This is a genomic window from Selenomonas sp. oral taxon 137 str. F0430, from assembly GCF_000183625.1.
GTDB classification, from domain to species: Bacteria; Bacillota; Negativicutes; order Selenomonadales; family Selenomonadaceae; genus Centipeda; species Centipeda artemidis.
This window is the reverse complement of the sequence record NZ_AENV01000015.1, coordinates 182,326-204,569: the sequence shown is the minus strand read 5'-3', so window position 1 is coordinate 204,569 and position 22,244 is coordinate 182,326. Positions and strand designations below refer to the sequence as shown.

General features: G+C 58.9%; 18 protein-coding genes and 1 riboswitch. Of the genes, 13 read left to right on the top strand and 5 right to left on the bottom strand.

Annotation, left to right across the window (positions count from 1 at the left end):
• Positions 1 to 5: 5 nt before the first annotated feature.
• Positions 6 to 1,178 carry a phosphoribosylaminoimidazolecarboxamide formyltransferase gene (locus tag HMPREF9162_RS11195; RefSeq protein ID WP_083801397.1) on the bottom strand — a complete coding sequence of 391 codons (1,173 nt, stop codon included), beginning with the start codon at positions 1,176 to 1,178 and terminating at the stop codon, positions 6 to 8.
• 155 nt (positions 1,179 to 1,333) lie between these two features.
• On the opposite strand from HMPREF9162_RS11195, the gene HMPREF9162_RS12880 reads away from it, so the two are divergent.
• The 6 genes from HMPREF9162_RS12880 to HMPREF9162_RS11170 all read left to right on the top strand — a co-directional run bounded on the left by HMPREF9162_RS12880 (position 1,334) and on the right by HMPREF9162_RS11170 (position 8,200).
• Positions 1,334 to 1,465, top strand: coding sequence for a hypothetical protein (locus tag HMPREF9162_RS12880; RefSeq protein WP_009439482.1), 132 nt, complete (start codon positions 1,334 to 1,336; stop codon positions 1,463 to 1,465).
• 120 nt (positions 1,466 to 1,585) lie between these two features.
• Positions 1,586 to 2,416 (top strand): menaquinone biosynthetic enzyme MqnA/MqnD family protein, encoded by an 831-nt coding sequence (locus tag HMPREF9162_RS11190; protein WP_009439315.1) that lies wholly within the window; start codon positions 1,586 to 1,588, stop codon positions 2,414 to 2,416.
• Positions 2,417 to 2,485: 69 nt separating this feature from the next.
• Positions 2,486 to 3,190 carry a 3D domain-containing protein gene (locus tag HMPREF9162_RS11185; RefSeq protein WP_009439412.1) on the top strand — a complete coding sequence of 235 codons (705 nt, stop codon included), beginning with the start codon at positions 2,486 to 2,488 and terminating at the stop codon, positions 3,188 to 3,190.
• 12 nt (positions 3,191 to 3,202) lie between these two features.
• The gene (locus tag HMPREF9162_RS11180; RefSeq protein ID WP_037350707.1) at positions 3,203 to 5,056 is read left to right on the top strand and encodes a phosphoethanolamine transferase; all 1,854 of its coding nucleotides are present in this window, start codon (positions 3,203 to 3,205) and stop codon (positions 5,054 to 5,056) included.
• Between the two features lie 152 nt (positions 5,057 to 5,208).
• Complete coding sequence (locus HMPREF9162_RS11175) at positions 5,209 to 6,123, top strand: phosphatase (RefSeq protein ID WP_009439308.1); 915 nt, start codon at positions 5,209 to 5,211, stop codon at positions 6,121 to 6,123.
• Between the two features lie 541 nt (positions 6,124 to 6,664).
• Positions 6,665 to 8,200 (top strand): DASS family sodium-coupled anion symporter, encoded by a 1,536-nt coding sequence (locus HMPREF9162_RS11170; protein WP_175282279.1) that lies wholly within the window; start codon positions 6,665 to 6,667, stop codon positions 8,198 to 8,200.
• Positions 8,201 to 8,280: 80 nt separating this feature from the next.
• Here the strand turns inward: HMPREF9162_RS11170 and HMPREF9162_RS11165 are convergent, their stop codons facing one another.
• Both HMPREF9162_RS11165 and HMPREF9162_RS11160 read right to left on the bottom strand, forming a co-directional pair.
• On the bottom strand, positions 8,281 to 9,519 hold the full coding sequence (locus HMPREF9162_RS11165; protein WP_009439383.1) for a hypothetical protein: 1,239 nt from the start codon (positions 9,517 to 9,519) through the stop codon (positions 8,281 to 8,283).
• A gap of 147 nt (positions 9,520 to 9,666) precedes the next feature.
• Entirely contained in the window at positions 9,667 to 10,947 is a 1,281-nt protein-coding gene (locus tag HMPREF9162_RS11160) for an SLC13 family permease (protein ID WP_009439306.1), read from the bottom strand.
• 411 nt (positions 10,948 to 11,358) lie between these two features.
• Between HMPREF9162_RS11160 and HMPREF9162_RS11155 the strand changes: the two genes are divergently transcribed.
• The 3 genes from HMPREF9162_RS11155 to HMPREF9162_RS11140 all read left to right on the top strand — a co-directional run bounded on the left by HMPREF9162_RS11155 (position 11,359) and on the right by HMPREF9162_RS11140 (position 16,877).
• Entirely contained in the window at positions 11,359 to 13,014 is a 1,656-nt protein-coding gene (locus tag HMPREF9162_RS11155) for a DUF4153 domain-containing protein (RefSeq protein WP_009439367.1), read from the top strand.
• Between the two features lie 154 nt (positions 13,015 to 13,168).
• Positions 13,169 to 13,348: riboswitch (cobalamin riboswitch) on the top strand.
• A 165-nt stretch (positions 13,349 to 13,513) separates the two neighbouring features.
• Positions 13,514 to 15,751: a TonB-dependent siderophore receptor gene (locus HMPREF9162_RS11145; RefSeq protein WP_037350704.1), complete on the top strand. Its 2,238-nt coding sequence runs from the start codon at positions 13,514 to 13,516 to the stop codon at positions 15,749 to 15,751.
• Positions 15,752 to 15,809: 58 nt separating this feature from the next.
• Complete coding sequence (locus HMPREF9162_RS11140; protein WP_009439495.1) at positions 15,810 to 16,877, top strand: ABC transporter substrate-binding protein; 1,068 nt, start codon at positions 15,810 to 15,812, stop codon at positions 16,875 to 16,877.
• A gap of 85 nt (positions 16,878 to 16,962) precedes the next feature.
• Here HMPREF9162_RS11140 and HMPREF9162_RS12830 read toward each other — a convergent pair whose 3' ends face one another.
• Positions 16,963 to 17,106, bottom strand: coding sequence for a hypothetical protein (locus tag HMPREF9162_RS12830; protein ID WP_254655394.1), 144 nt, complete (start codon positions 17,104 to 17,106; stop codon positions 16,963 to 16,965).
• A gap of 48 nt (positions 17,107 to 17,154) precedes the next feature.
• Here HMPREF9162_RS12830 and HMPREF9162_RS11135 point away from each other — a divergent pair, with 48 nt between their 5' ends.
• The 4 genes from HMPREF9162_RS11135 to HMPREF9162_RS11120 are packed head-to-tail and all read left to right on the top strand — an operon-like array spanning position 17,155 to position 21,719.
• Entirely contained in the window at positions 17,155 to 17,931 is a 777-nt protein-coding gene (locus HMPREF9162_RS11135; protein WP_009439529.1) for an iron ABC transporter permease, read from the top strand.
• Positions 17,928 to 18,707 (top strand): ABC transporter ATP-binding protein, encoded by a 780-nt coding sequence (locus HMPREF9162_RS11130; protein WP_009439309.1) that lies wholly within the window; start codon positions 17,928 to 17,930, stop codon positions 18,705 to 18,707. The genes HMPREF9162_RS11135 and HMPREF9162_RS11130 overlap by 4 nt, the downstream gene beginning before the upstream one ends.
• 4 nt (positions 18,708 to 18,711) lie before the next feature.
• Positions 18,712 to 19,725 carry an ABC transporter substrate-binding protein gene (locus HMPREF9162_RS11125; RefSeq protein ID WP_009439386.1) on the top strand — a complete coding sequence of 338 codons (1,014 nt, stop codon included), beginning with the start codon at positions 18,712 to 18,714 and terminating at the stop codon, positions 19,723 to 19,725.
• A gap of 29 nt (positions 19,726 to 19,754) precedes the next feature.
• Positions 19,755 to 21,719, top strand: a complete 1,965-nt coding sequence (locus HMPREF9162_RS11120) for a TonB-dependent siderophore receptor (RefSeq protein ID WP_009439466.1) — start codon at positions 19,755 to 19,757, stop codon at positions 21,717 to 21,719.
• Positions 21,720 to 21,773: 54 nt separating this feature from the next.
• Here HMPREF9162_RS11120 and HMPREF9162_RS11115 read toward each other — a convergent pair whose 3' ends face one another.
• Positions 21,774 to 22,025: a type II toxin-antitoxin system death-on-curing family toxin gene (locus tag HMPREF9162_RS11115; protein ID WP_009439415.1), complete on the bottom strand. Its 252-nt coding sequence runs from the start codon at positions 22,023 to 22,025 to the stop codon at positions 21,774 to 21,776.
• Between the last annotated feature and the right edge of the window lie 219 nt (positions 22,026 to 22,244).

Sequence of the window (22,244 nt, the reverse complement as noted above, 5' to 3'; positions counted from 1 at the left end):
ATTGCTCAATGATGGAACAACCTGATATGTGTCATCGCCATCGCAATCCCATATTTATCGCACGTCTCGATGACATTGTCGTCGCGGATGGAGCCGCCGCTCTGCGCGATGTAGGAGACACCGCTGCGGTGTGCGCGCTCAATGTTGTCGCCGAAGGGGAAGAACGCGTCCGAGCCGAGCGCGACGCCGCGGATCGTTCTCAGATACGCGCGCTTTTCCTCGGTGGTAAAGGGGGTGGGCTTTTCCGTGAAGAGCCGTTGCCAATCTGCGGCGAGCTGCGCATAGTCCTCCGCGTCGCCTGTGATGTAGACGTCGATCGCGTTGTCGCGGTCGGGGCGGCGGACACCCTCGCGGAAGGGGAGGGTGAGTACCTGCGGGCTTTGGCGCAGATGCCATGTGTCCGCCTTGCTCCCCGCAAGGCGCGTGCAGTGGACGCGCGACTGCTGCCCGGCGCCGACACCGATCGCCTGTCCGCCGGAGGCGTAGCAGACGGAGTTGGACTGTGTGTATTTCAGCGTGATGAGGGCGAGCAGGAGGTCACGCCGCGCGTGCTCCGGGATGTCTTTATTGACTGTCGGAATGTCGGTGAGACAGCGCTCGGTGATGTGTACGTCGTTGCGCCGCTGCTCGAACGTGACGCCGCAGACGTCCTTATGCTCGAGCGCGGGCGGCACGTAGTCCGCGTCTATTTGGAGGACGAGATAGCTGCCCTTGCGCTTGCTCTTCAAAATCTCGAGCGCACCGTCGGTGTAGCCGGGCGCGATGATGCCGTCCGAGACCTCGCCGCGCAGGAACTCCGCGAGACTCTCGTCGCAGATGTCCGAGACGGCGGCAAAGTCGCCGTAGGAACTCATGCGGTCGGCACCGCGTGCGCGCACATAGGCGGCGGCGACGGGAGAGAGGGAGAGCCCCTCCGCGTGGCAGACGCGGGCAAGCGTCTCCGGCAGCGGCAGTCCGAGCGCTGCGCCCGCGGGGCTGACGTGCTTGAACGAGGCGGCGGCGGGCAGCCCCGACATCTCCCGCAGCTCGCGTACGAGCTGCCAGCTGTTCAGAGCGTCGAGCAGATTGATATACCCCGGACGTCCGTTCAGCACGGTAAAGGGCAGACCGCCCTCGGCATAGACGCGCGCGGGCGTTTGGTTCGGATTGCAGCCGTATTTCAGTGCGAGTTCATTCATCATGAGCGCTCCTTTTCTTCCCCTGTAAAATATCTCACGGCTATCATATCACAAAGACGCGGCGATGACCATCTCATGCGGTTTTTTCTTGAATACTGCCATACGATACAGTAAAATAATCATAGGTTCAACGATATAGAAAAGAGGCGAGGTCTATGCGGGACTTGCAGGAGCAGATTGACGCGCAGGCGCGAGAGATCGTGGGAAGAAAAAAGACACACCGGACGAGCACAGGGGACCCGGAAGGAATTGAATATAAATACAAATTCATGCTGCTGACCATGTAGTCGGCATGACATGAAGATGTACAAGAAAACACGAAAAATTCTAAATACTATATTTTCCCTGCATGATGTAGTATAATATATGCTGTCAGGCTAAAATGGAATGAGAACGGGGGCGGGAATGTGACGCCGAGACTCGGGCATATCGCGTTTTTGAATGTGCTGCCGCTGACGTATGCGCTTGCGCATGGGGCGGCGGAGGGGCTTGATATTCTGCGCGCATCGCCCGCCCGGCTGAACTGTGCACTCGAAGAGAAGGGGCTCGACGTCTCGGGGATCTCCTCGATCACCTATGCGCAGCACGCAGACGAGCTCCTCATTCTGCCCGATGTTTGCATTGCGTCTGACGGCGATGTACGCAGCGTGCTTCTCGTCTCGCGGGTTCCCGCCGAGGAGATCGGCACGCGGCGCGTTCTGCTTTCGGATAAATCCGCATCATCCCATGCGCTGCTCAAAATCATTCTGCGCCGTGCGTACCGTGCCGCGCCCGATTATGAGGTGCGTGCACTCACGCCTGCAGATCCCGTGCCGGACGGGGCGGCGGCATCCCTGTTCATCGGGGACGATGCGCTCGAGCTCTATCACCGTCCACCTGCGGGCTGCCGTATCTATGACCTCGCGCACGAGTGGAAGCTCCTCACGGGGCACCGCATGGTGTTCGGCATCTGGGCGGCGGCACGCTCCTTTGCAGCGGCGCATCCGGCGGAGCTCCGCATGATCCATGCACGCATCCAGGGGGCGTTCGACGACTGGGCGCGCGTGCGGGATGCGGCGATCGGCGAGGTGCTTGCGGATGGACAGCTCACGTACGCACAGCTCTCGGCATACCTCGGCAATGCCGTCGTATGGCGGCTCGATGCGGAGACGATCGCGGGGCTGCGCCGGTTCTACGCATATGCGGCGGAGGACGGGTTGATACCCGCCGCGTCTGCGCTTGCGTTTGCTCCGGTTTGACGTGGAGCGCGCTTTATAGTAAAATATAACCAAATTAAAGGAACAGAAAAGAAGGGAGCGCGATGATAGATGCAGGTGTGGAAACTGCTTTTGGCGGCAAAAGGACTCCTTTGGGGCGTACGGAAACTCCGTGAGAGAAAACATTTTCGGCGCGGGATCATCGCGGGGGCGGCGATTGCCCTCGCTGCCCCCCTCGCGATCCATGCACCCGCCGAGGCGGCGCAGATCCTCGTGAAGGAGGGGATGCGCGGCGGCGCCGTGCAGCATGTGCAGGAGCTTCTCATAAAGGCGGGCTACCTTGAAGAGGGCGGTGCGGACGGCGTTGCGGGCGCAAAGACGCGCGCGGCGATCGAACGATGCCAGACCGATCACATGCTCGTCGTGGACGGCATCTGCGGCGAGGCGACCTATCTCGTCCTCTCGGGCGGCGTCCCGTATGATCCCGTTGCACTCGGCATCCGGGACGAGCGCTCCGAGCAGGTGAGCCGCGGCAGCGGGCGCTCCCTCTTCGTCTCGGCGACGGCGTACAGCGCGCACGACCCCGGCAACGGGAGCCGTACGGCGATGGGGACGCCCGTGCGGCACGGCGTCATCGCCGTCGATCCGTCGGTGATCCCCCTCGGCACGCGGGTCTTTATCCCCGGCTACGGCGAAGCGGTCGCGGAGGACGTCGGCGGCGCGATTCACGGCAACCGCATCGACGTTGCGTTCGACACGCACGAAGAAGCCATTTTCTTTGGATGGCAGGAACTGGAAATTTTTATCATGGAGTAGATGCAAACCGTTATGAAACTCACTGTTGAGCGGCAGAACGAACTGATCCGCTATACCGCGGCGGCGGGCGCATATTTCCTCATGCTCATCGCCGCCGACATCAATATGGGGCAGGACATGGGCGCGGAGTATTTTGTACCCGCGCTCATTCCTATTCTCGGGGCGCTCGTGCTCATGCAGTACGGCACGGGCGTCTCTATCTTCTCGCGCGGCATGTGCGCGCCGCTCGTCACGGGCGTGCTCTGGAGCGTCACGTTCCCTCTGCTCTACGCGTGGACGTACGCGCAGGACTGGTACCGCTCGCTCATCTATTATGACTTCCTCATCGGCACGGGGCAGATGATGATGCTCGCGGCGCTCGGCGGCGTCCTCTTCCATCTCGGGCGGAAAAAACTGACCGCCGCACTCCTTGCGATTCTATCCTTTCTCATGGCGCTTATTCCAATGACGCAGATCGCGTACTACATGACTGTCTGGCACGCGCTCTCGCCCGCCTCGCTCATGGCGCTCTACCTGACGAACTGGCACGAGGCGGGGGACTACATCGAATCCACGGTCGGCACTGTGCCCGCAGTATTTATCACGATCGGGCTCTTGGCACTGATTTATCTCTCCTATCGGAGCTTTCTCGCGCTCGGGCGCAGCATTTATCCTGCGGCGGAGGGGACGCGCATGGGCGCGCTCCTTCTTGTCATGATCATCGCCGCCGCCGTCCATATCACACTCATTCCGGAGTGCTCCATCGCGGGCGTCTACAAGGACGTCACGGACTATGTGGAGCAGACGCAGACCTACGGTCTCCACCGGGACGAGCGGTACGACTCGCTCATCATCGACAGGGAGAACACCCTCGCCGCACGCGCGCCCGGCACGGTCATCTTCATCATCGGCGAGTCCGCTTCGCGCGACTACATGCATATCTACACGCCGGGCTTCCCGTACGACGATACACCGTGGATGGAGGAGATGACGCAGAATCCCGGATTTATCCTCTATCAAAATACCTATTCCTCGTGGACGCAGACCGTCCCCGTCCTCGAACGCGCGCTCACGGAGAAGAGCCAGTACAACGACAAGGAGTTCTTCGAGTCTGCATCGCTCCTCGACGTCGCGAAAAAAATCGGCTACAAGACCTACTGGTTCAGCAATCAGGGGCGCTACGGACAGTTTGACAGCGCCATCACGATGGTCGCAAAGACGGCGGACGAGGCGGAGTGGACGGACGACTCCTATACCTTTACGTCGAAATACGACGAAGAACTCCTCCCGTATCTCACGCGCATCGATCCGCACGCGAACAATTTCATCGTCCTGCACCTCATGGGCAGTCACATCTACTACAACAACCGCTATCCCGGTGAGTGGGCGAAGTTCGAATCGGCGGCGGGCGACTCCACAATGACGAGCGCGCCGTCGTATGCGAACAGCGTCCTCTACACCGACCATATCCTCAAAGAGATTTTCGACTATGCGCAGAAGAACCTCAACCTGCGCGCCATGGTCTATTTCTCCGACCACGGCGAGAATCTCAAGATCTCGCACAATCCGGACGTGTTCAAGTTCGATATGGTGAAGATCCCGTTCTTCATCTACCTCTCGCCTGAGTACCGCGCCGCGTTCCCGCGCCGCAGCGAGATCCTGGCATCGCGCCGCGAAGCGTACTTCACGAACGATATGATGTATGACACTGTCTGCGGGCTGCTCGGCGCACCGAGCAACCGCTACGACCCCCTGCAGGACTTTTCAAGTCCATCCTACGGGTTCACGCGCGAGACGCTGACGACCATGTTCGGGATGCACCGCCTCACGGAGGACACCGAGCCGCCGATCTACGCCGTGCCGGGCGCAGTACCGCAGGAAAAATAATAGAGCGCAAAAAAGAATTGCCGCAGAGATGGTATGCGTCTTTGCGGCAATTCTTTTTATTGCGCGTGTCCGTATTGTTCCGAACCACCGGAACGGTTGCGAACCACTTTTCTTTATCGTATAATCTAGGGGAATCGGAGGGAGGGATGCCCATGCTGCACGCGATCATCGACATCGGTTCGAATACCATACGCATGGCGATTTACCGCATCGAGGGAGGTTCGTTCGACCTCTTGATGAAGCGGAAATATACCGTCGGGCTTGCCGCGTATCTGGAAAAAGGGCGGCTTGTGCGTGACGGCATTGAGAAAACGGTCAGGATTCTGCGCGGATTCCGGAGCTATATCGAGACTTTTGATATCCGCAGTGTTCATGCTTTTGCGACCGCAGCGCTGCGCACAGCGACGAACAGCCGCGCTGTTTGTGAGGAGCTTGCGCGCCGCACGGGCGTGCGGATCCGCATCATCTCGGGGGACGAAGAGGCGGCGTATGACTTCATCGGCGCCGTACAGAGCATCCCGTATCCGGACGGCATCATGATGGACATCGGCGGCGGCAGTACGGAGATCGTCTCCTATGCGGATGATCGTATGGGTGCGCGTTATAGCCTGCCGATCGGATCGCTTGCACTGCGCCGGGAGCATGTTGCAGACCTGCTGCCAACGCGTGAGGAATGTCGCCGAATGGAGGAAGCAGTGCGCGCCGTTCTTGCGGACTTCCCCGGCGTATGCGCTCTGCGTGCGCGTCATATACTGGGTCTGGGCGGCGTTCTCAGCAGTGCGAGCCGCATGTATGAACTCCTGCATACGGATGCCGTACCGCGCGTACTGCGTGCAGTTGCGATCCCGCAGCTCATAGAGATGTTCAGCACGGCGACACCTCTTGACGAGGAGCGGGCCGTACTCCTCCTGCGCGCCGCGCCCGACCGTCTGCATAACATCGTTCCCGGCATGATCATCGCCCGGGTGCTTGCCGAAACCTTCGCCGCCGAGGATATTTTCTACAGCGACTCAGGCGTCCGTGAGGGCTATATCCGCAAAGAGATCATTGGGATCGCGGGAACTTGACGATTTGCTCCGACGGTGATACAATACAAGTATAAAAAGAGGGCACTGCAGATAAGCGGCTGTCCCCCTCATAGATGCAAGAAACTCCGCCTATTGTTGGGGAACGTCAGGCGGAGTATTCTTATGCTTTTATCGCAATAATGCCGGAGAGGAGCAACACGAGCACGGTGAGGAACTCATAGATGTTCATACCAATCACCCCCCTGTTATATATTGTTAGGGGGAAGAAGACCGCCTACCGTAGTTAGCAGTGCCTTATATACAGTATAGCATAGCGAAACATATGTTGCAATATATCCATGAAAAGCCCGTTGCGGACGCATCCGCGGCGGGCTCTTTGTATGCCTTTAGAACTACTAGAACGGAGAGACGGGCATGGGGGAGGGACATACATCACTATGCATATAAATAATAGCTATTATGAAACTTTTGTATAATGAATATTAGTTATTGAAATTATTGTAATCTTTTGTTAGTATAGTGCTTAGGGCGGATTGCTCATAACAATTTTATATGAGGAGGCGTGTTTAACTTGGAGAACATGAGTAAAGAAGCGCTTGCCGTCAAGGAAGCGGAACAGGCTTTTGACCGCAAGCGCCGCATGGTCGGGTTGTTCGGAGCACCCGTGCTCGCGATGCTCGTCTTTCTGACGCCGATCGACGCGATTTCTCTTGAGGCGCACAAACTGCTCGCCATCATGGTGCTTGTGGCGCTCTGGTGGATCACGGAGCCCATCCCGATCCCTGCGACATCCTTGCTCGGCCCAACGCTTGCGGCGGTCACGGGCGTCGTGCCTGCCGCGACGGCATATGCTGCGTTCGCCAATCCAATGATATTCCTCTTCATGGGCGGGTTCATCCTCGCCACGGCGATGATGGAGCACGGTCTTGACAAACGCTTTGCCTATTGGCTCCTCTCGCGCCCGTGGGTCGGTTCGAATCCGCGCCGCATCTTCCTTGCCGTCGGTCTTGCCGCCGCCCTCTGCTCGGGATGGGTCAGCAATACGGCGACGGCGGCGATGATGTTCCCCATCTGCCTCGGCCTGCTCAAATCCATTCAGGAAATGTTCGGCGTCAACGGGCGAAAAATCGATCTGCACGATTACAAGTACGCAACCGGGCTCATGCTTATGACCGCATACGGTTGCTCCATCGGCGGTGTGCTCACTCCGATCGGGACGCCGCCGAACCTCATCATGCTCGGCTTTCTCGATCAGATGGCGGGCATCCACATCTCGTTTTTTGAATGGATGGTCTGGGGCGCGATCGCAATGGTCTCATATTTTATTCTTGCCTCGGTGATCCTCATGCACTTCTTCCCCGCCGACGTCGAAAAGATCGACGGCGCGGAGGAGTTCATCCGGCAAAAGATCGCGGAACTCGGCCCGTGGACGCGCGCACAGAAAAACACGCTGGTCGGCTTCTCTCTCGCCGTGTTCCTCTGGGTGCTGCCCGGGATTCTCTCCATCGTGCTGGAGCCGTCCGATCCGCTGCTGAAAACCTACAATGAGCTGTTTTCTGAAGCCGTTGTCGCGATGGTAGGCGCGCTGCTGCTCTTTTTGCTGCCGATTCGGTTCAAACAGCATCATTTCACAATGGATTGGAAAGTCGCTTCCGGCGGCATCGAGTGGGGGACGCTCGTACTCTTCGGCGGCGGGCTTTCGATGGGCGGCATGATGTATAAGACGGGGCTTTCCACATGGCTCGGCGACCTCATCATCGAGAACCTCGGGAGCGATCTTTCGCAGGTCACGCTGATCGCGCTATTTGCCGTGATGACGCTCTTCTTCTCCGAGCTGACCAGTCACACGGCGGCGACCAATATGATTGGCCCTCTTGCGATTACCGCGGCGGTTTCCGCGGGATTCAACCCCATTCCCGTGGCGGTTGGCGTTGCCCTCGGCGCGCTCGGATTTATGCTCCCCGTATCGACGCCGCCGAACGCGATCGTCTATGCGAGCGGATATATCCCCATCACGAAGATGATCCGTACCGGCTTCTGTGTCGACGTGATCGGCATATCCTGCATCACCATCCCTCTGACGGTTTATTTTGTCACATGGCTTGTGAATCCTTGAACGTACTAAGGAGTCTTGGATATAAAAAACTGCCGTACCGAAGCGCTGCGCCTTGGTACGGCAGTTTCTATATGCTGCGATTATGTATCGTCGCTTTCGCCCAGCCACTCCTCGGAGGAGATGGGGCTGTCCTTGACGAGTGCGACGATCTCTTGATGTGACTGCTCAATTTCTTCGGGAGAGAGGATCTGTGTCAGCGGTTTTGCAAGGAGCAGACCGATGTACGCCATATCCTCTTCCTTGAGCGAGCGCGTTGTCGGATTGGACGTCGAGAGACGCAGCGCATGGAGGAACAGTCCGGGGTTCATCGTGGGGATGTCTTCCACACGGACGCGGATACCCATGCGATTGATCACGCTCGACGCTTCGTCCATATTCACACTGCCCGTCGCGGAGGCGAGCACGAGATGCGTATCCGTACCGCCGCAGAGCACCGAGGCTCCATGGTCGGCAAGGGCGCGCGCGAGGACTTCGGCGTTTTTGAGCACCTGTTCCCCGTAGCGGCGGAACTTTTCGCTCGCCGCTTCGCGCAGCACGACGCCGAGCGCCGCGAGGTGGTTCATATGGAGGGCGACATGTCCCGTATTGACGATGGCGGCGTCCATGCAGGCGGCGATGTCGCGCTTGCAGAGGATGACCGCGCCGTCGGGACCGCGCAGAGATTCGGATGTCGAGAAGGTCACAACATCAGCGAGCGCCACGGGCGAGGGCAGAAGCCCCGCCGCAACGAGTCCGACGCACTGGCTGATATCCACCCAGAGATAGGCGTCCACGGACTGCGCGATCTCATAGAGAATGCGGTAGTCTACCGTGCGCGGATAACTCACCGGCGAGAAGATGATGAGACGCGGACGCACACGCTCTGCGTGCGCACGCACCTCGCCCCAGTCGATCTGCTGCGTCGAAGAATCGATGCCGTAATTCTCGAACACGTACGAGAGCCCCGTGCTGTGATCTTTCTTGCGCAGGTTAAAAGAGAGAACGCAGTCGCCCGGCTGGAGCAAGCCCTGGAAGACGACCCGCGAGGCGGAGGCGATACTGCCAAGCCGCACAATCGCATGGTCGCTGCCGAACAGCGTCCGGGCGCGCGTTTGCACAATGGATTCGAGATGAATGCCCCCGATTGCCGTTTCGTCGTGGCGGTCAAAGATGCTATTCGTGAGGATGCTCCCCTCGAGATACGCCGCGAACGGTGACATAGCGTTGGTATTCGGCAGGAAGGAGAGGGTGTAGCGCTGGCGCTGTTCCTCATCTTCGAGCAGTGTGTAGATCTCCTCGTCGAACGATTTCAGATGGTTGAGCAACTCTTTCTTTTTCATCGTCAGTTCTCCTCACATATCCGGCAGAGTCAAACGCCCCGCGGGGAGGCCACTTGCCATACGGTGATTTTCTCGCCTTCAAATCGGCGCTGTATATTCCTAGTATAGCACAATGAAAAGCATTGGTCACTCATATCTTACCGATTTTTATTTCGCGATCGGCCATACCAGCGGAATGACGACAAGGCAGACGATGAGCGAGACCACGACGAGCGGCACGCCGACCTTGACGTAGTCCATGAAACGGAACTGGCCGGGACCAAGCACGAGCGTGTTCGGCGGGGTCGCAACCGGCGTCGTAAACGCGCAGGATGCAGCGATACCGATCGCCATGACCACGGGGTACGGCGAGACGCCGACGGTCTCCGCGATCGAGATTGCGATCGGCGCGAGCAGAGCCGCCGCCGCCGTGTTCGACATGAACTGCGTCAGACCGCAGGAAAGTACGAACATCGCAAAGATGATGACGTACGGCGAGGGGGCGTCGCCCATGAGGCTGACGACGAAGTTCGCGATGAGCGCGCCTGCGCCCGTCTTGTCCATCGCGCTCGCAAGGGGAAGCATACCGGCAAAGAGGAAGATCGTCGTCCAGTCGATGCCCTGATACGCCTGTTTCTCGTTGAGGCAGCCCGTCAATACGCAGATGAGTGCACCGATGATGGCGGACATATGCATCGGAACGTTGAGTTCTTTCTCAAAGACCATCGCGGCGATAACAGCGATAAGGATGGCGGCGCAGACATACATCTTGCTCGCGTTCGTCTTCTCCTCTTTTTCGATCGCTGCGTCGGCGTCATCTGTGCTGAGACCCTGTACCATGTGCTGCGGGCAGAGCTTACGGCCGATCGTGAGCATGTACGCCATACCCGCGATGGAGAGCGGAATGCCGATCCATGCGAATTCGAAGAAGCCGAACGGCTGGAGCCCGCTGGACTGAAGCGTTGCGCTCATGAGGATGTTCGGCGGCGTGCCGACCATCGTGATCGTACCGCCGACGTTCGCCGCGACGGCGAGCGCCATGAGCTGCGGAGAGACAGGCACCTTTGCCGCCGCGCAGATCTGGATCACGACCGGCATGAGGCAGGCGACCGTTGCCGTGTTCGAGGAGACCGACGAGAGGACAATCGTGATGAACATGATTGCCGCCATCAGAGGCGCCTCGCTGCTGCCGGACTTCTTCACGACAGCGATACCGATTTTCTGTGCGAGTCCCGTCTGGAACATCGCGGCGCCGATGACGAACATACCGGCAAACAGAACGACGGTGGAATTAGATAAACCGGAAAATACCTGTGCGGGTGTTAGCACGCCTAACAGTCCCAGCGAGATCGCCGCGCCCATCGCGGTAACGGCGAGCGGGATAATCTCAGTGGCGAAGAGAATCGCCGCCACCGCGAGAACCCCTAATGTCAGCATTGCTGCATCCATTGATTCATCTCCATTCATCAGTTCATAACTTTAGTTTCTGAAATATATTACAGAAACTTTCTTTGACGAAATTCTTAATTCTCTATCTCTTTTTCAAATCCTTCTTATTTTCCTTTGCAGCCGACATAATATTTTAGTATAAAAAACATAGTCTAAAACTATAATAAGAAAAAATTATTTATGGAACTTCAGGACGTGATATGGAAAAATCCCGGAAGCCCGAGCAACATTGAACTCCCTGCTAAGGCGTGATAAAAATCATTTATCTACTATAATATAATATATGTAATGAAAACTTTCGAAATGAAGCGAAAAAATTTTTATATGGTGTGAGATCCTATTGTTAAAAAAGGACGCCTGCGGAAGGAAAGACTGCGCGTGCAGAAGAATATATACAAGAGGAGGTGCAAGATGAGGGTCGAGAAGCTGTGGAAAAATCTGTGCCAAACCGTGCGTACGGGCGCGCGGCGGTTCCGCACCGCAGTGGCGGCGGATGTCGTGCTGCTCCTATGTCTTGGAGCATTTACCTATCGCGAAATATACGAGGCGGAGGCTTGGTATTTGGAAGAGGCCGGTTCCGCGGCGGCGGCCGCTGCAGTCGGCTGTATTTTTGCCGTCTCGCTGCACCTCTTTTTTGAGAGACGCGGCAAGGAACACCGACGTGTGGAGGCGATCCTTACAGCCGCCGTATGTGCCGCAGTCTTCATTCTTGTGCGGGGGCACAGCTGGACGGTGCCGTACATCCTGCTCCAAACCCTCGGCGCTGCGCTCTCCTTTGCGGCTTTTGGACTTTATTGTCTGGAGGGCGAAGAGGAGGGGCGCTCCGCTCCGCTTGTCATATTTTCTCTGTGCAAGGCTGCCGTTGTCGGCACACTCTTGACCGCATCGCTGAATATCTGCCTCATGGCATTTGATTCGCTGATCGTTTCAGTGCCGCCGAACTTGCTGACGCTGCTGTATTTCTTGATTGCGGAGGTCTCTTATATTTTTGCAGGGGGACAGGTCGCCCTTGCAGGTCTGCCCGTGTACGGGCAAAGAGCGGAGATGCCCGCACTTTTCCGCGTGCTGCTCGTGCGCATCCTTTGGCCTGCCTGTCTCATCCTGCTCGTTATTCTCTATCTCTACGTGGCGAAGATCATCTTCCTGTGGGAGATTCCCGTCGGCATGATGAATTGGTTTGCCTCACTGGCGCTCCTTGCCTTTGCCGTGTTTTTTGTCTGTTTTGCGGGGGATGAACGGCACCCCTTTTTGAAGTCCTTTCTGCACCGCGGGCTGCCGGTCTTTCTGCCGATTCTTGCAGTGCAGGCCGTGGCCGTATGCCAGCGGATCGCGCCGTATGGGCTTACCGCTCCTCGGTACGCATCCATCCTCTGCACGGCGTTCGGTATTTTCCTGCTCATATGTGCGTTCCGGCGCAGTTCTCCGCGCCCGGCGTTCCTTGTCCTGGCGGTCATGATCGCCGTGTCCGCGCTGACGCCGCTGAGCATCCTCGACATCCCGCTGCGTACGCAGGAGGCACGCCTTTGGAGCGTTCTTGAGGAAAACGATATGATAAGGGACGGCACTGTCGTGGGGAACCCTGCTCTTTCGCCGGAGGCGCAGGAAAAATTGCTGAGCGCCTCGGAGTACCTGACGGAGCGAGGTCAGACGGCGTTCCTCGAGACGCCGGGCATGAACGATACGCTCGCGGAATTGCGCCGCAGCTATGAGGGAGAAGACACTGTCGATTGGTTCCTTTTCACCCCGCCCGATCCTGCCTTCGTTCCGGTGGCCGGATGGCAGGAAGCCTATGTGTTTTCGGATACGCCTGTCAGGGACGGCGTGCTCGTTGTGGAAAAGGGGGCGGGCGCAGAGGAGCACTGCGATGTTTCGGCGTACGTCGCGGAGGCGTTGGCGTATGCGCGCGAACATCGTGCGGGAAACGGTGTAAACAGATTCACACGTGAGATGCAGATCGATTTGGATGACCGGAGCCGCCTTTGCCTGAGCGAACTGCGGATCATGGCGCGCGGCGCAGGAGAAGAGGGGGCGGCGGTGAATATGCAGGGCGTGCTTTTGAAGAGGTAGAACGTCTTCCGGAATGCCTGTGCTTCTGTGTGATGCAGATGCGGTCATTCCCGATCAGCAGGGAGGATGCCCCGGTCGTTGTGGAGTCCGCGGTTTTCGTGGTTGACAATAGGATTAGTATTCGTTATACTTCAATAAGTATTTATTCATTTTTAACTTCATAAGCAGGTTCGGTGCTCCTTGTGAAAAGGAGGTAACAGGGAAATCGGTGTGAAACCGATGCGGTCCCGCCGCCGTAATGCCGAGGATGCCCCACCATGTCACTGCGCGAGCGGGAAGACGGGGCGGACGATGACGCAGAGCCGGAAGACCTACCGAATCTCGTACGCCGGGAGCGGTGCCCTTTGTGTGCGGATGCACGACAGGGCGGCGCTGCCACTGCATTCTGCGATGGACAGAACGGCAGTGTTTTTTTAGTGCGTACGATGGAGGAAAGCAATGCATAGGGAAGAGGGCGCGGGGGGCGCTCAGGGGAACTTTGGAGGAGGAAAATATCATCATGACGAAACGACAGCTGGCACTTGCCGTCGCCATCGCGGCGATCGGTACGAATGCGGTGTGGATGAGCGGTGTATCTGCTGCAGAGAAGCAGGATGTCCACGGGGGGGGGACGGATGCCGTCGATACCTATGAACTCGATCCTGTCGATGTCGAAGGGGAGCGGAGCGAGGAGGCCAACAGTCTCACGAGCAGTACGGGCGGCACAGGCTTCCTCGGAACGAAGGACGTGATGGAGGTTCCCTTCACGCAGACGAACATCACGAACAAGGCGCTCGCGCAGTACGGGGATGCAGTTGAGCCGTTGACGAGCGCGCTGCTCATGTCGCCGTCCGTGCGCACGAGCAGCAGCACGATGTACAACGACTTCTCCATGCGCGGATTCCCGATGAACGCGTATCAGTTCAAGGTCAACGGCGTGCCGGGCATGTTCTCCCAGACGAATATGCCGTCGAACTTCGTGGACCGCATGGAGGTCATCTCGGGGCCTGTCATCGGCGTTCACGGCTCGACGAACTCGGAGTCCGCGGGCGGCTCGGTCAATCTCGTGACGAAACGCGCGGCGTACGGCAAGGAGCGCCTCACCTATACGCAGACGGTGAGCACGGGTGGAGCGCTCGGCGAGATTGTCGACATCGGCAGGCGGTTCGGCAAAAACGAGGCGTGGGGGCTGCGCATTAACGCGGAGAACATTCAGGGCAAGACGGCGGTCAAGGGCGAGAAGCTCACGACGCGCGACTTCTATATCAACCTCGACCATGCGGGGCGCCGCAGCACAACGAATCTCTTCATGGGCTACCGCTATACGAAGGACGAGGGCGGCCAGCGCTATTTCGATTTCAGCGGTACGGGGGCGAATCTCTATACGGGGAGTCGTCTGCCGTCGGCGCCGAGCGGCAAGCGCAACTACAGTTTCCCGGGGCAGCATATCGAGGTGAAGACGTGGACGGCCGTGCTCAATCACGAGCAGCAACTGAGCGATACGTGGAAGGCCTTCTTTAACGCCGGGTACAGCCGCAACTACGGCAGCGGCTACGTGATGACCTCCTCGAGCAAGCTCTTCATGCGCAATGAGGCGGGCGATTTCTATAATACGCTGTGGACGTATCCGTACGGCCTGCGCAACGCATATACGCAGCTCGGCGTGCGCGGGACGTTCCATGTCGGCGATGTCAAAAACGACGTCGTGCTGGCGCTCGACCGCGACTGGTACCATGCCTACTGGGGCTATGAACGGAACGGGGCGTATGGGAATGCCGTTCCGAGTTTCGGCAATATGTCGGGGAGCCTCAGCGGCGGCGTGCGCAGCGTGACGTGGAACTATGCGCCCGGCTCTGTCCGCGGGGCGATTAAGTCCGGCGTGACGACTTACTCGGGCGTATCGCTGACCGATACCGTCGAATATGGGAAAGCGACTGCCCTGCTGGGCATTCACCATCACAGCGTCAAGGCGACGTCCTATGCTGCAGACTCCGGCTATAATCGCGCGCGCAGCACGACGGTCAGCAGCAGCGCGAACTCCCCGACGTTCGGCATCGTCTACCGCCCGACGGATGACCTCAGCATCTATGCGAACCACTCTGAGAGCTTTGATAAGGGGAATGTCGTCGGCAGCGGCTTTATGAACACGGGCGCGATGCTTTCCCCTGCCAAGACCAAGCAGAACGAGATTGGCGTTAAGTACCGTCGGCGCGGCGTCCTCGCGGGGCTGAGCGTCTTCCAAATCGAACAGGACCGCACGATTGACGTGCGTTACACCGGCGACCCGAACCCCACGCGCGTCATGGAGGGCAAGAATAAATTCAAGGGCGTCGAACTGAGCGTCAGCGGCCAAATCGCGCCGAAGTGGACGCTGACGGGCGGCCTGATGCACCTGACGACGGAGCAGCAGACGAATACGGGCTATAACGGCAAGGCTGTGGCGGGCGTCGCGGACTGGAGCGGTATGCTCGCTGTCGAGTACGCGCCGGATGCGCAGCTAACGGCGTTTGCGCGCGCGATTTACTCCGGCTCCGCGCCGATTTACACGGGGGACGCGCGCAAGCTGAACGTGCCTTCGTATCTCACCTGCGACCTCGGCGTGACGTACAAGACGAAATTCGGCACCGTACCCGCGGCGCTCAGCCTCACGGCGTACAACCTCTTCGACAAGCACTACTGGATGTCGCGCCCGACCTATAACTTTGGGATTCAGGGCTATCCGCGCAGCCTCGTCCTGTCGATGACGATGGATATCTAAATGGAAAAACAGGGGATTCGCTGCGGGGGCGGCGGGTTCCCTTTTTTGTGAGGGGATTATGAAAAAATACAGCATCAACGCATTCTGCGCGCTCCTTCTCTGCGCGCTGCTCATGCTCGGCTGCGGCAAGGACGCGGCGCAGGACAGCGCGGGGCAGAGCGTCGATACGATTACCGTGACGGACAGCATCGGGCGCAGCGTGACCGTGCCGCATCCGCTGACGCGCGTCGTCGTCTCGAACGCCTACAACGCAGAGCTCATCAACGCCGTCGGCGCGCTCGATACCGTCGTCGGCGTCGACAACTACATCTTCAACGACGAGGCGGGATTCAAGGGGAAGTTCAAGCAGGAGCAGGTCATCGGGGCGAACCAGGGCAATCTGAACTATGAGAAGATTATCGAGCTCGCCCCGCAGGCGCTCATCCTGACGGGCAACGGCGGCTGGGAGGACGCGCAGGAAAAACTCGCCCCGTTCGGCATCGCGGTCATCGTCGTGGACGCCTACTACACGCGCGAGTTCCGGGACAACTGTGCGCTGATTGGGCAGCTCTTCGGCAAGGAAGCCGCAGCGCAGGAACTCTCGGATTTCTTTATGGAGAAACTAGACTACATCGAACGGCAGACCAAGGATGTGCCGAAGAAATCTCTTTATTTTGAGTACCGTACCGAGGGCAATACGACCGTGCCGGGGAACTATTTCTACGACATGGTAGAGTATTCGGGTGCACACAACATCTTCGGCGACGCGGCGAACCCGCAGGTGAACCCCGAGGCGGTCATTGAGCGCAATCCCGCCTACATCGTCAAGGTCTCCGAGCCGAAGGTGAACTCTTCGTACATCCCGCCGACACAGGAGGATCACGCGCGCATCCTGCACGAACTGGAGTCGCGCAAGGGCTGGGATACCATCGACGCGGTGAAAAATCAAAGGATTCTCCTTCTTTCGCACTATGTGCACGGCGGCGCCTCGAAACTCGTCGGCACCATGTACATCGCGAAGTTCCTCTATCCCGAGCAGCTCCCCGACCTTCATCCCGAGGATATCTTCAAGGTCTGGCTCGAGAAATATCAGCACCTGCCGTATGTCAGCGGGCACACCTATCCCGCGTTCCCGCTGAGTGAATAAGCCATGCTCGCACAGGCCTATCATGAAAAGAACCGGCGCAAGCGGCTGATGATTGCGGGGGCATCCTCGCGGTGCTCGCCGCTGCCTATGCATTCACGACCATCGGGATGCGGGAGATTCCGATGTCGCAAACGGTGTCCGCAATCGAGCAGTGGGCAGGCGGCACGGCGGGGAGCGGTGCGGATGCGGCGACGAATAAGATTATTCTGCTGCTGCGCCTGCCGCGCATCCTGCTCGCGATCGTCGCGGGGCGGGGCTTGCACTTGCGGGTGCGCTTATGCAGTCCATCACGCGCAACTATCTTGTCAGCCCCTTTACGCTCGGCATCTCTTCGGCGGCGGCGCTCGGCGCCTCTATCTGCATCGTATTTGCCGCAGGAACGGCGATGGACACGGATCTCGGCATCATCCTCTCCGCGTTCACGCTTTCCTGTGTGTGCGGCGCGCTTGTCTACGGCATTGCGCAGCGTGCAGGGCTCACACCGACGACGCTCGTACTCGTCGGCATCGCGCTGAACTACTTCTTCAGCGCGCTCACGGCGACGCTCGAGTTCTTTGCACAGGAGCATAAGCTCGCGGCGGTCATTCAGTGGACGTTCGGGTCGCTCCACCGCGCCTCGTGGGACTATGTTGTCATCGGCGCGCTGATTGTCGCTTTTGGCTTTGCCGTCGCGATGTTCTATTGCCTGCCGCTGAACGTCATGGCGACAAGTGACGACGAGACCGCCGTCAGCCTCGGCGTGAATCCCGCACGTCTGCGGACGATCGTGGGGCTCGCGGCAGTCCTTATGACGGCGGCGATCATCAGCTTTACGGGGGTCATCGGATTCGTTGGGCTCATCGCACCGCACATGGCGCGGTTTCTCATCGGGACGGATCACCGCTTCTATCTGCCCTTTACCTGCGTGCTCGGCGCGGCGCTCCTCCTCGTTTCGGACACGGTCGGGAAACTCATTCTCTACCCTGTGACCGTGCCCGTCGGCATCGTGATTTCCTTCTTCGGCGTGCCGCTCTTCATCCATCTCATCCTGCGCAGGGGAAAGGAGTTCGAATGAGTACGAAGGTGATCCTTGCGGCGGAGCATCTGACCTTCGGCTACAAGGCGGAAAGAAAAATCCTCGACGATGTGTCGCTTGAGCTCCGGGCGGGCGAGGTGCTCGGGCTCCTCGGCCCCAACGGCACGGGCAAGACGACGCTCCTGCGGTGCGTCGCGCGCCTCCTGCGGCCGCAGAGTGGGACAGTGCACATCTCAGGCGAAGATCTGTCGTCGCTCGGCGCAGGGGAGATTGCCAAACGCATCGCCTATGTGCCGCAGTACAACACGGCGTCCTTCGGCATGACGGCGCTGCAGGCCGTACTCATGGGGCGGCTGCCCTACGCGGGACACCGCTATACGGCGCGGGACGAAGAGATTGCATTCGAGGTGATGCGGCGCATGGAGCTCGAACCGTTCGCTCTGCGCAACATCAAGGAGATGAGCGGCGGCGAGCGCCAGCGCGTCTTTATCGCGCGGGCGCTGGCGCAGGAAACGCGCGTCATCATCCTTGACGAGCCGACCGCGAGCCTCGACCTCTACAATCAGCTCTTCATCCTGCAGCTCATCACGGAGATTGCAAAGCGGGAGGGCATCGCCATCCTCCTCACCATCCACGACCTCAACCTCGCCTCGCTCTTTTGCGACCGTCTGCTCATGCTGCGGGACGCGCGCGTATTCGCGTGCGGGGCGGCGCAGGACGTGCTGACCGAGGAGAATATCGCCGCGATGTACGGCGTCCGGACGTGTGTCAGCGTCGAAGACGGATACAAGCATGTGCGGCTCTTGAGGCCGTGACCGCATGGCAAAGGAGAAGATGATGGAGGGATTGCTCCGCAGAGGGAGCCTGCTGCTCGGCGCGCTGCTGCTCCTATTGGCGATGGGATGCGGGAAAACCGCGCCCGAGCAGGCATCGGGCTATACGGTGACGGACGCGCAGGGGCGCGCGGTCGCATTCGAAGAAAAGCCCGTGCGGATTCTGAACTACGGTTTATGGCTGGATGATATCGTGCTCGGGATGCTCCCGCCGGAGCGCCTCGTCGGCATCGACCATATGGCGGACGACCCGAACAGCTCCAACATCGTCGATATCGCCGAGGGCATCGCGGAGAAAATCAATCACCCGTCCGCCGAGCGCGTGCTCGCCCTGCATCCCGACGTCGTGTTCCTCGACGCCGACATCGACGCGGGACCCGCGCAGACGCTGCCCGAGCTTGGCATCCGCGTCGTCGCCTGCAGGAAACCACATAACGCCGAGGAGCTGCACGCGGCCGTCCGGCTCGTTGCCGCCGCGCTCGGCGAGGAGGAAAAGGGCGCGGCGCTCATTGGGCTCTTCGATGCGGAGCGGGAGGCGCTTGCCGGGAGGCTCAGAGAGGTGCCGCAGGAGGCGCGTAAGACGGTCGTCGTCATCTCTATGTCGCCGACCTACGGCAGCCGCGGAGGCCTCTTTGACGAGCTGTGCAGCATGGCGGGCGTCACGAACGGCGCGGCGGAAATCGGGCTCACAGCGGGACAGGCGCTCACGAAGGAGCACATCGTCGCGGTGAATCCGGATGTCCTCATCGTGCCCGTCTGGAACGACCACGGCAGCTACGACATCGAGAAGTTCAACCGGGAATACCTCGGCGACCCTGCGCTCCAAACGGTGCGGGCGATTCGTGACCGCCGGATTGCGCGCCCGCACGAGGGCTACATCTACAACGCCTCGCAGGATATGATTTTCGGCGCGCAGGACATCGCGCACGCGGCGTACGGCGACATCGTCCCGCTGCCCGTGCACCGCCATCTCTCGGTGGTTGAGGGGCTCGCGCGCTGAATATGTGTATGAGAAAGGGAAGAATCAGGATGACAACAAAGAAACGGATGCTTGGCGTCTGCGCACTCGCGGGGCTGCTGCCCGTGACGGCGCACGCGGCAGAACCGGCGGCGCGCGAGGACGCGCCGGATATCGTACAGACGGCGGATGTCAACGTCACGGCGCAGGGCTATGAAAAGCCCACGCTTGATACGCCCGCAGACGCAGCCGTCTACACGGCGGAGGAACTAAAGAAGACGGGCGCGCACGACGTGATTTCCGCACTGAAATACAAGAACGGCGTCCACTTTACCCAGATGGGACCCGACAATCAGAGCTGGATTACGGGGAATGCGGGCGTCAATCTGCGCGGCATCGAGAATGGGACGCTCGTGCTCATCGACGGGATTCCCGCGTCTTTTAACAACGTCAGCCATCTCGACATGCTGACGCTCGACACGGTCGAGCGCGTCGAGGTCGTCAGGGGCGGCGGCTCCGTGCTCTACGGCTCCGAGGCGTTCGGCGGCGTCGTCAACGTCATCACGAAGAGCGCGTACAAGAACGCGGCGCGGATTGCCGCGGGCGACCGCGGGCAGCGCGTCTATGCCGCGACGTTTGACCTCGGCCCCGTCGGGCTCGCCCTCAGTCAAACACGGTACGGCGAGACGGGGATTTTGTCAACCGTACAGGCGAAGACAAAGATCAACGGGATACCGACCCCGTTTGTGTATGGATTTGGCGCAAGCCGCAAGGATCACGTTCACTTGACATATAAGATCAACGAGCGAACGCGATTTTCTTACATGTATAATGGGAAAAATCACTCCATTCAGTCCCGCGACGAGGCAGGAAATCTACTCCAATTGTTTAGCTACGATGACGACGAGCATTTTGCAAGTGTGAACTATCATGACTCGAATGGGTGGACGGCAGACGCGTTCTATAACGTCCGCTCGATTTCAAATCCCGACCACTTCGTCGTTAATCCTTCCGTTGTGGAGTGGGAGAAGAGTATACATCGGCATTTCGGCACGGATATCAAGAAAGTCTGGAAAAACGATGTGAGTACGACGCTTGTCGGGCTCTCGGTCAAGCGGCAGACGTATGTCGATCAGAATCAAAAATATGTTACTTGGCGCGACAGCTCAAGTGCGCTCAGACCCTATGCGAAGTTCGGCCCCTACGCGATGAACGAATACTCGCTGCTCGCCTCGTATGACCGCGACCTCAGCCCCGTCACGGCAGCGATTCTCAGCATGCGGCAGGATTGGGTGAAGTCGACGGCAGGGGACTACCGGGCATTCCTGCCGCAGGTGCAGGTGACGACGCGGCTTGGCAGGGACAGCGCCGCCTATGCGAGCGTCGGAAAGTTCTTCCGTATGCCGAACTTCCGCAACCTCTACTATGCGAGCGCGGTGATGCGGCCGAACCCGAACCTCAAGCCGGAATCCGGCTGGAACTATGAGGCGGGGTATAAGTACGATGCGGGCAAACGGCGCTTTACGGCAGCGATCTTCCACATCAATGTCAGCGATCAGATCGTCGGGGTCAAGGACGGTGCAGTCACGTATCAGACAAATGCCGCGTCGTACCGCAATACGGGCGTCGAACTCTCGTATGCCGAGGAAAGGGACGCGCACTTCGGCTGGAACGTAGGCGTTACGGTCGGCAATCCCGAGCGCAAGTACAAGGAGGGGCAGCCGTGGCAGCGTGCGCTCGGCCGCTACCAGCTGACGGCGGGCGTGAACTATGAGAACCGCGCCCTCACGGCGGCGCTGAACCTCAGCTATTGGGGCGATCGCGGCTATAACGGGACGCGGAACGAACAGGTGACCTTCACGCACATCTCCGGCAATCTCCTCTCCTCGAACCTTCACCTCGCCTATCGGTTCACGCCGAACGTCACGGGCACGTTCGATGTGGACAACCTCTTCAACCGCCGCGACTTTACGAACAGCGGCGTCTACTACACGACGGGGCGCAGTTTCCTCGTCGGTGTGAACTGCGCGTTCTGAGTCCTTTATACGCATACAAAAACCGCCCTGACGGTATGTCCGTCGGGGCGGGTCTCATGTATTATCTATTGCATGTCTTTGCAGCCATACGGATAGCTGCGAGCTTGTCATATCACCAACGGCGACTGAGAGAATCAATTCTTCCATTTCATTTTCATCGTAGTCTATAGAGATGCCGTTTACGTCCAAAAATACAAGCATACTGTGCAGGGCGGTACGTTTATTTCCATCCTTGAACGGGTGGCCTTTTGCTAAGCCGAAACAGAGCTGTGCGGCTTTATCGAACAAGGTCCGGTATGATTCCACTTACACTGTTCATTTGTTTTCCAGTGCTTTATATAGGCGGTAATTTCGCTTGATGAACTTTTCTGAAGAACGACGAATCTTTTCTTCTAGTATGGGGTTATTCTCACTTGTCTGTATGTGAAGCGATGGGGCTGTATGCGTAGGCTGTTGTTTTTGCAATTTCATATGAGGTGTCCTTTCTATGCTGTTATACAACAATTATATCATTAATGGCTCGCT

Coding starts and splice junctions, on each gene's coding strand:
- HMPREF9162_RS11185 (WP_009439412.1), top strand. CDS start 2,486: ATGCAGGTGTGGAAACTGCTTTTGGCGGCAAAAGGACTCCTTTGGGGC.
- HMPREF9162_RS11155 (WP_009439367.1), top strand. CDS start 11,359: ATGAGGGTCGAGAAGCTGTGGAAAAATCTGTGCCAAACCGTGCGTACG.
- HMPREF9162_RS11120 (WP_009439466.1), top strand. CDS start 19,755: ATGACAACAAAGAAACGGATGCTTGGCGTCTGCGCACTCGCGGGGCTG.
- HMPREF9162_RS12880 (WP_009439482.1), top strand. CDS start 1,334: ATGCGGGACTTGCAGGAGCAGATTGACGCGCAGGCGCGAGAGATCGTG.
- HMPREF9162_RS11145 (WP_037350704.1), top strand. CDS start 13,514: ATGACGAAACGACAGCTGGCACTTGCCGTCGCCATCGCGGCGATCGGT.
- HMPREF9162_RS11160 (WP_009439306.1), bottom strand. CDS start 10,947: ATGGATGCAGCAATGCTGACATTAGGGGTTCTCGCGGTGGCGGCGATT.
- HMPREF9162_RS12830 (WP_254655394.1), bottom strand. CDS start 17,106: ATGCGCGGCAGGCGCAGCAGCAGAATAATCTTATTCGTCGCCGCATCC.
- HMPREF9162_RS11195 (WP_083801397.1), bottom strand. CDS start 1,178: ATGAATGAACTCGCACTGAAATACGGCTGCAATCCGAACCAAACGCCC.
- HMPREF9162_RS11125 (WP_009439386.1), top strand. CDS start 18,712: ATGGCAAAGGAGAAGATGATGGAGGGATTGCTCCGCAGAGGGAGCCTG.
- HMPREF9162_RS11165 (WP_009439383.1), bottom strand. CDS start 9,519: ATGAAAAAGAAAGAGTTGCTCAACCATCTGAAATCGTTCGACGAGGAG.
- HMPREF9162_RS11130 (WP_009439309.1), top strand. CDS start 17,928: ATGAGTACGAAGGTGATCCTTGCGGCGGAGCATCTGACCTTCGGCTAC.
- HMPREF9162_RS11175 (WP_009439308.1), top strand. CDS start 5,209: ATGCTGCACGCGATCATCGACATCGGTTCGAATACCATACGCATGGCG.
- HMPREF9162_RS11180 (WP_037350707.1), top strand. CDS start 3,203: ATGAAACTCACTGTTGAGCGGCAGAACGAACTGATCCGCTATACCGCG.
- HMPREF9162_RS11170 (WP_175282279.1), top strand. CDS start 6,665: ATGAGTAAAGAAGCGCTTGCCGTCAAGGAAGCGGAACAGGCTTTTGAC.
- HMPREF9162_RS11135 (WP_009439529.1), top strand. CDS start 17,155: ATGCAGTCCATCACGCGCAACTATCTTGTCAGCCCCTTTACGCTCGGC.
- HMPREF9162_RS11140 (WP_009439495.1), top strand. CDS start 15,810: ATGAAAAAATACAGCATCAACGCATTCTGCGCGCTCCTTCTCTGCGCG.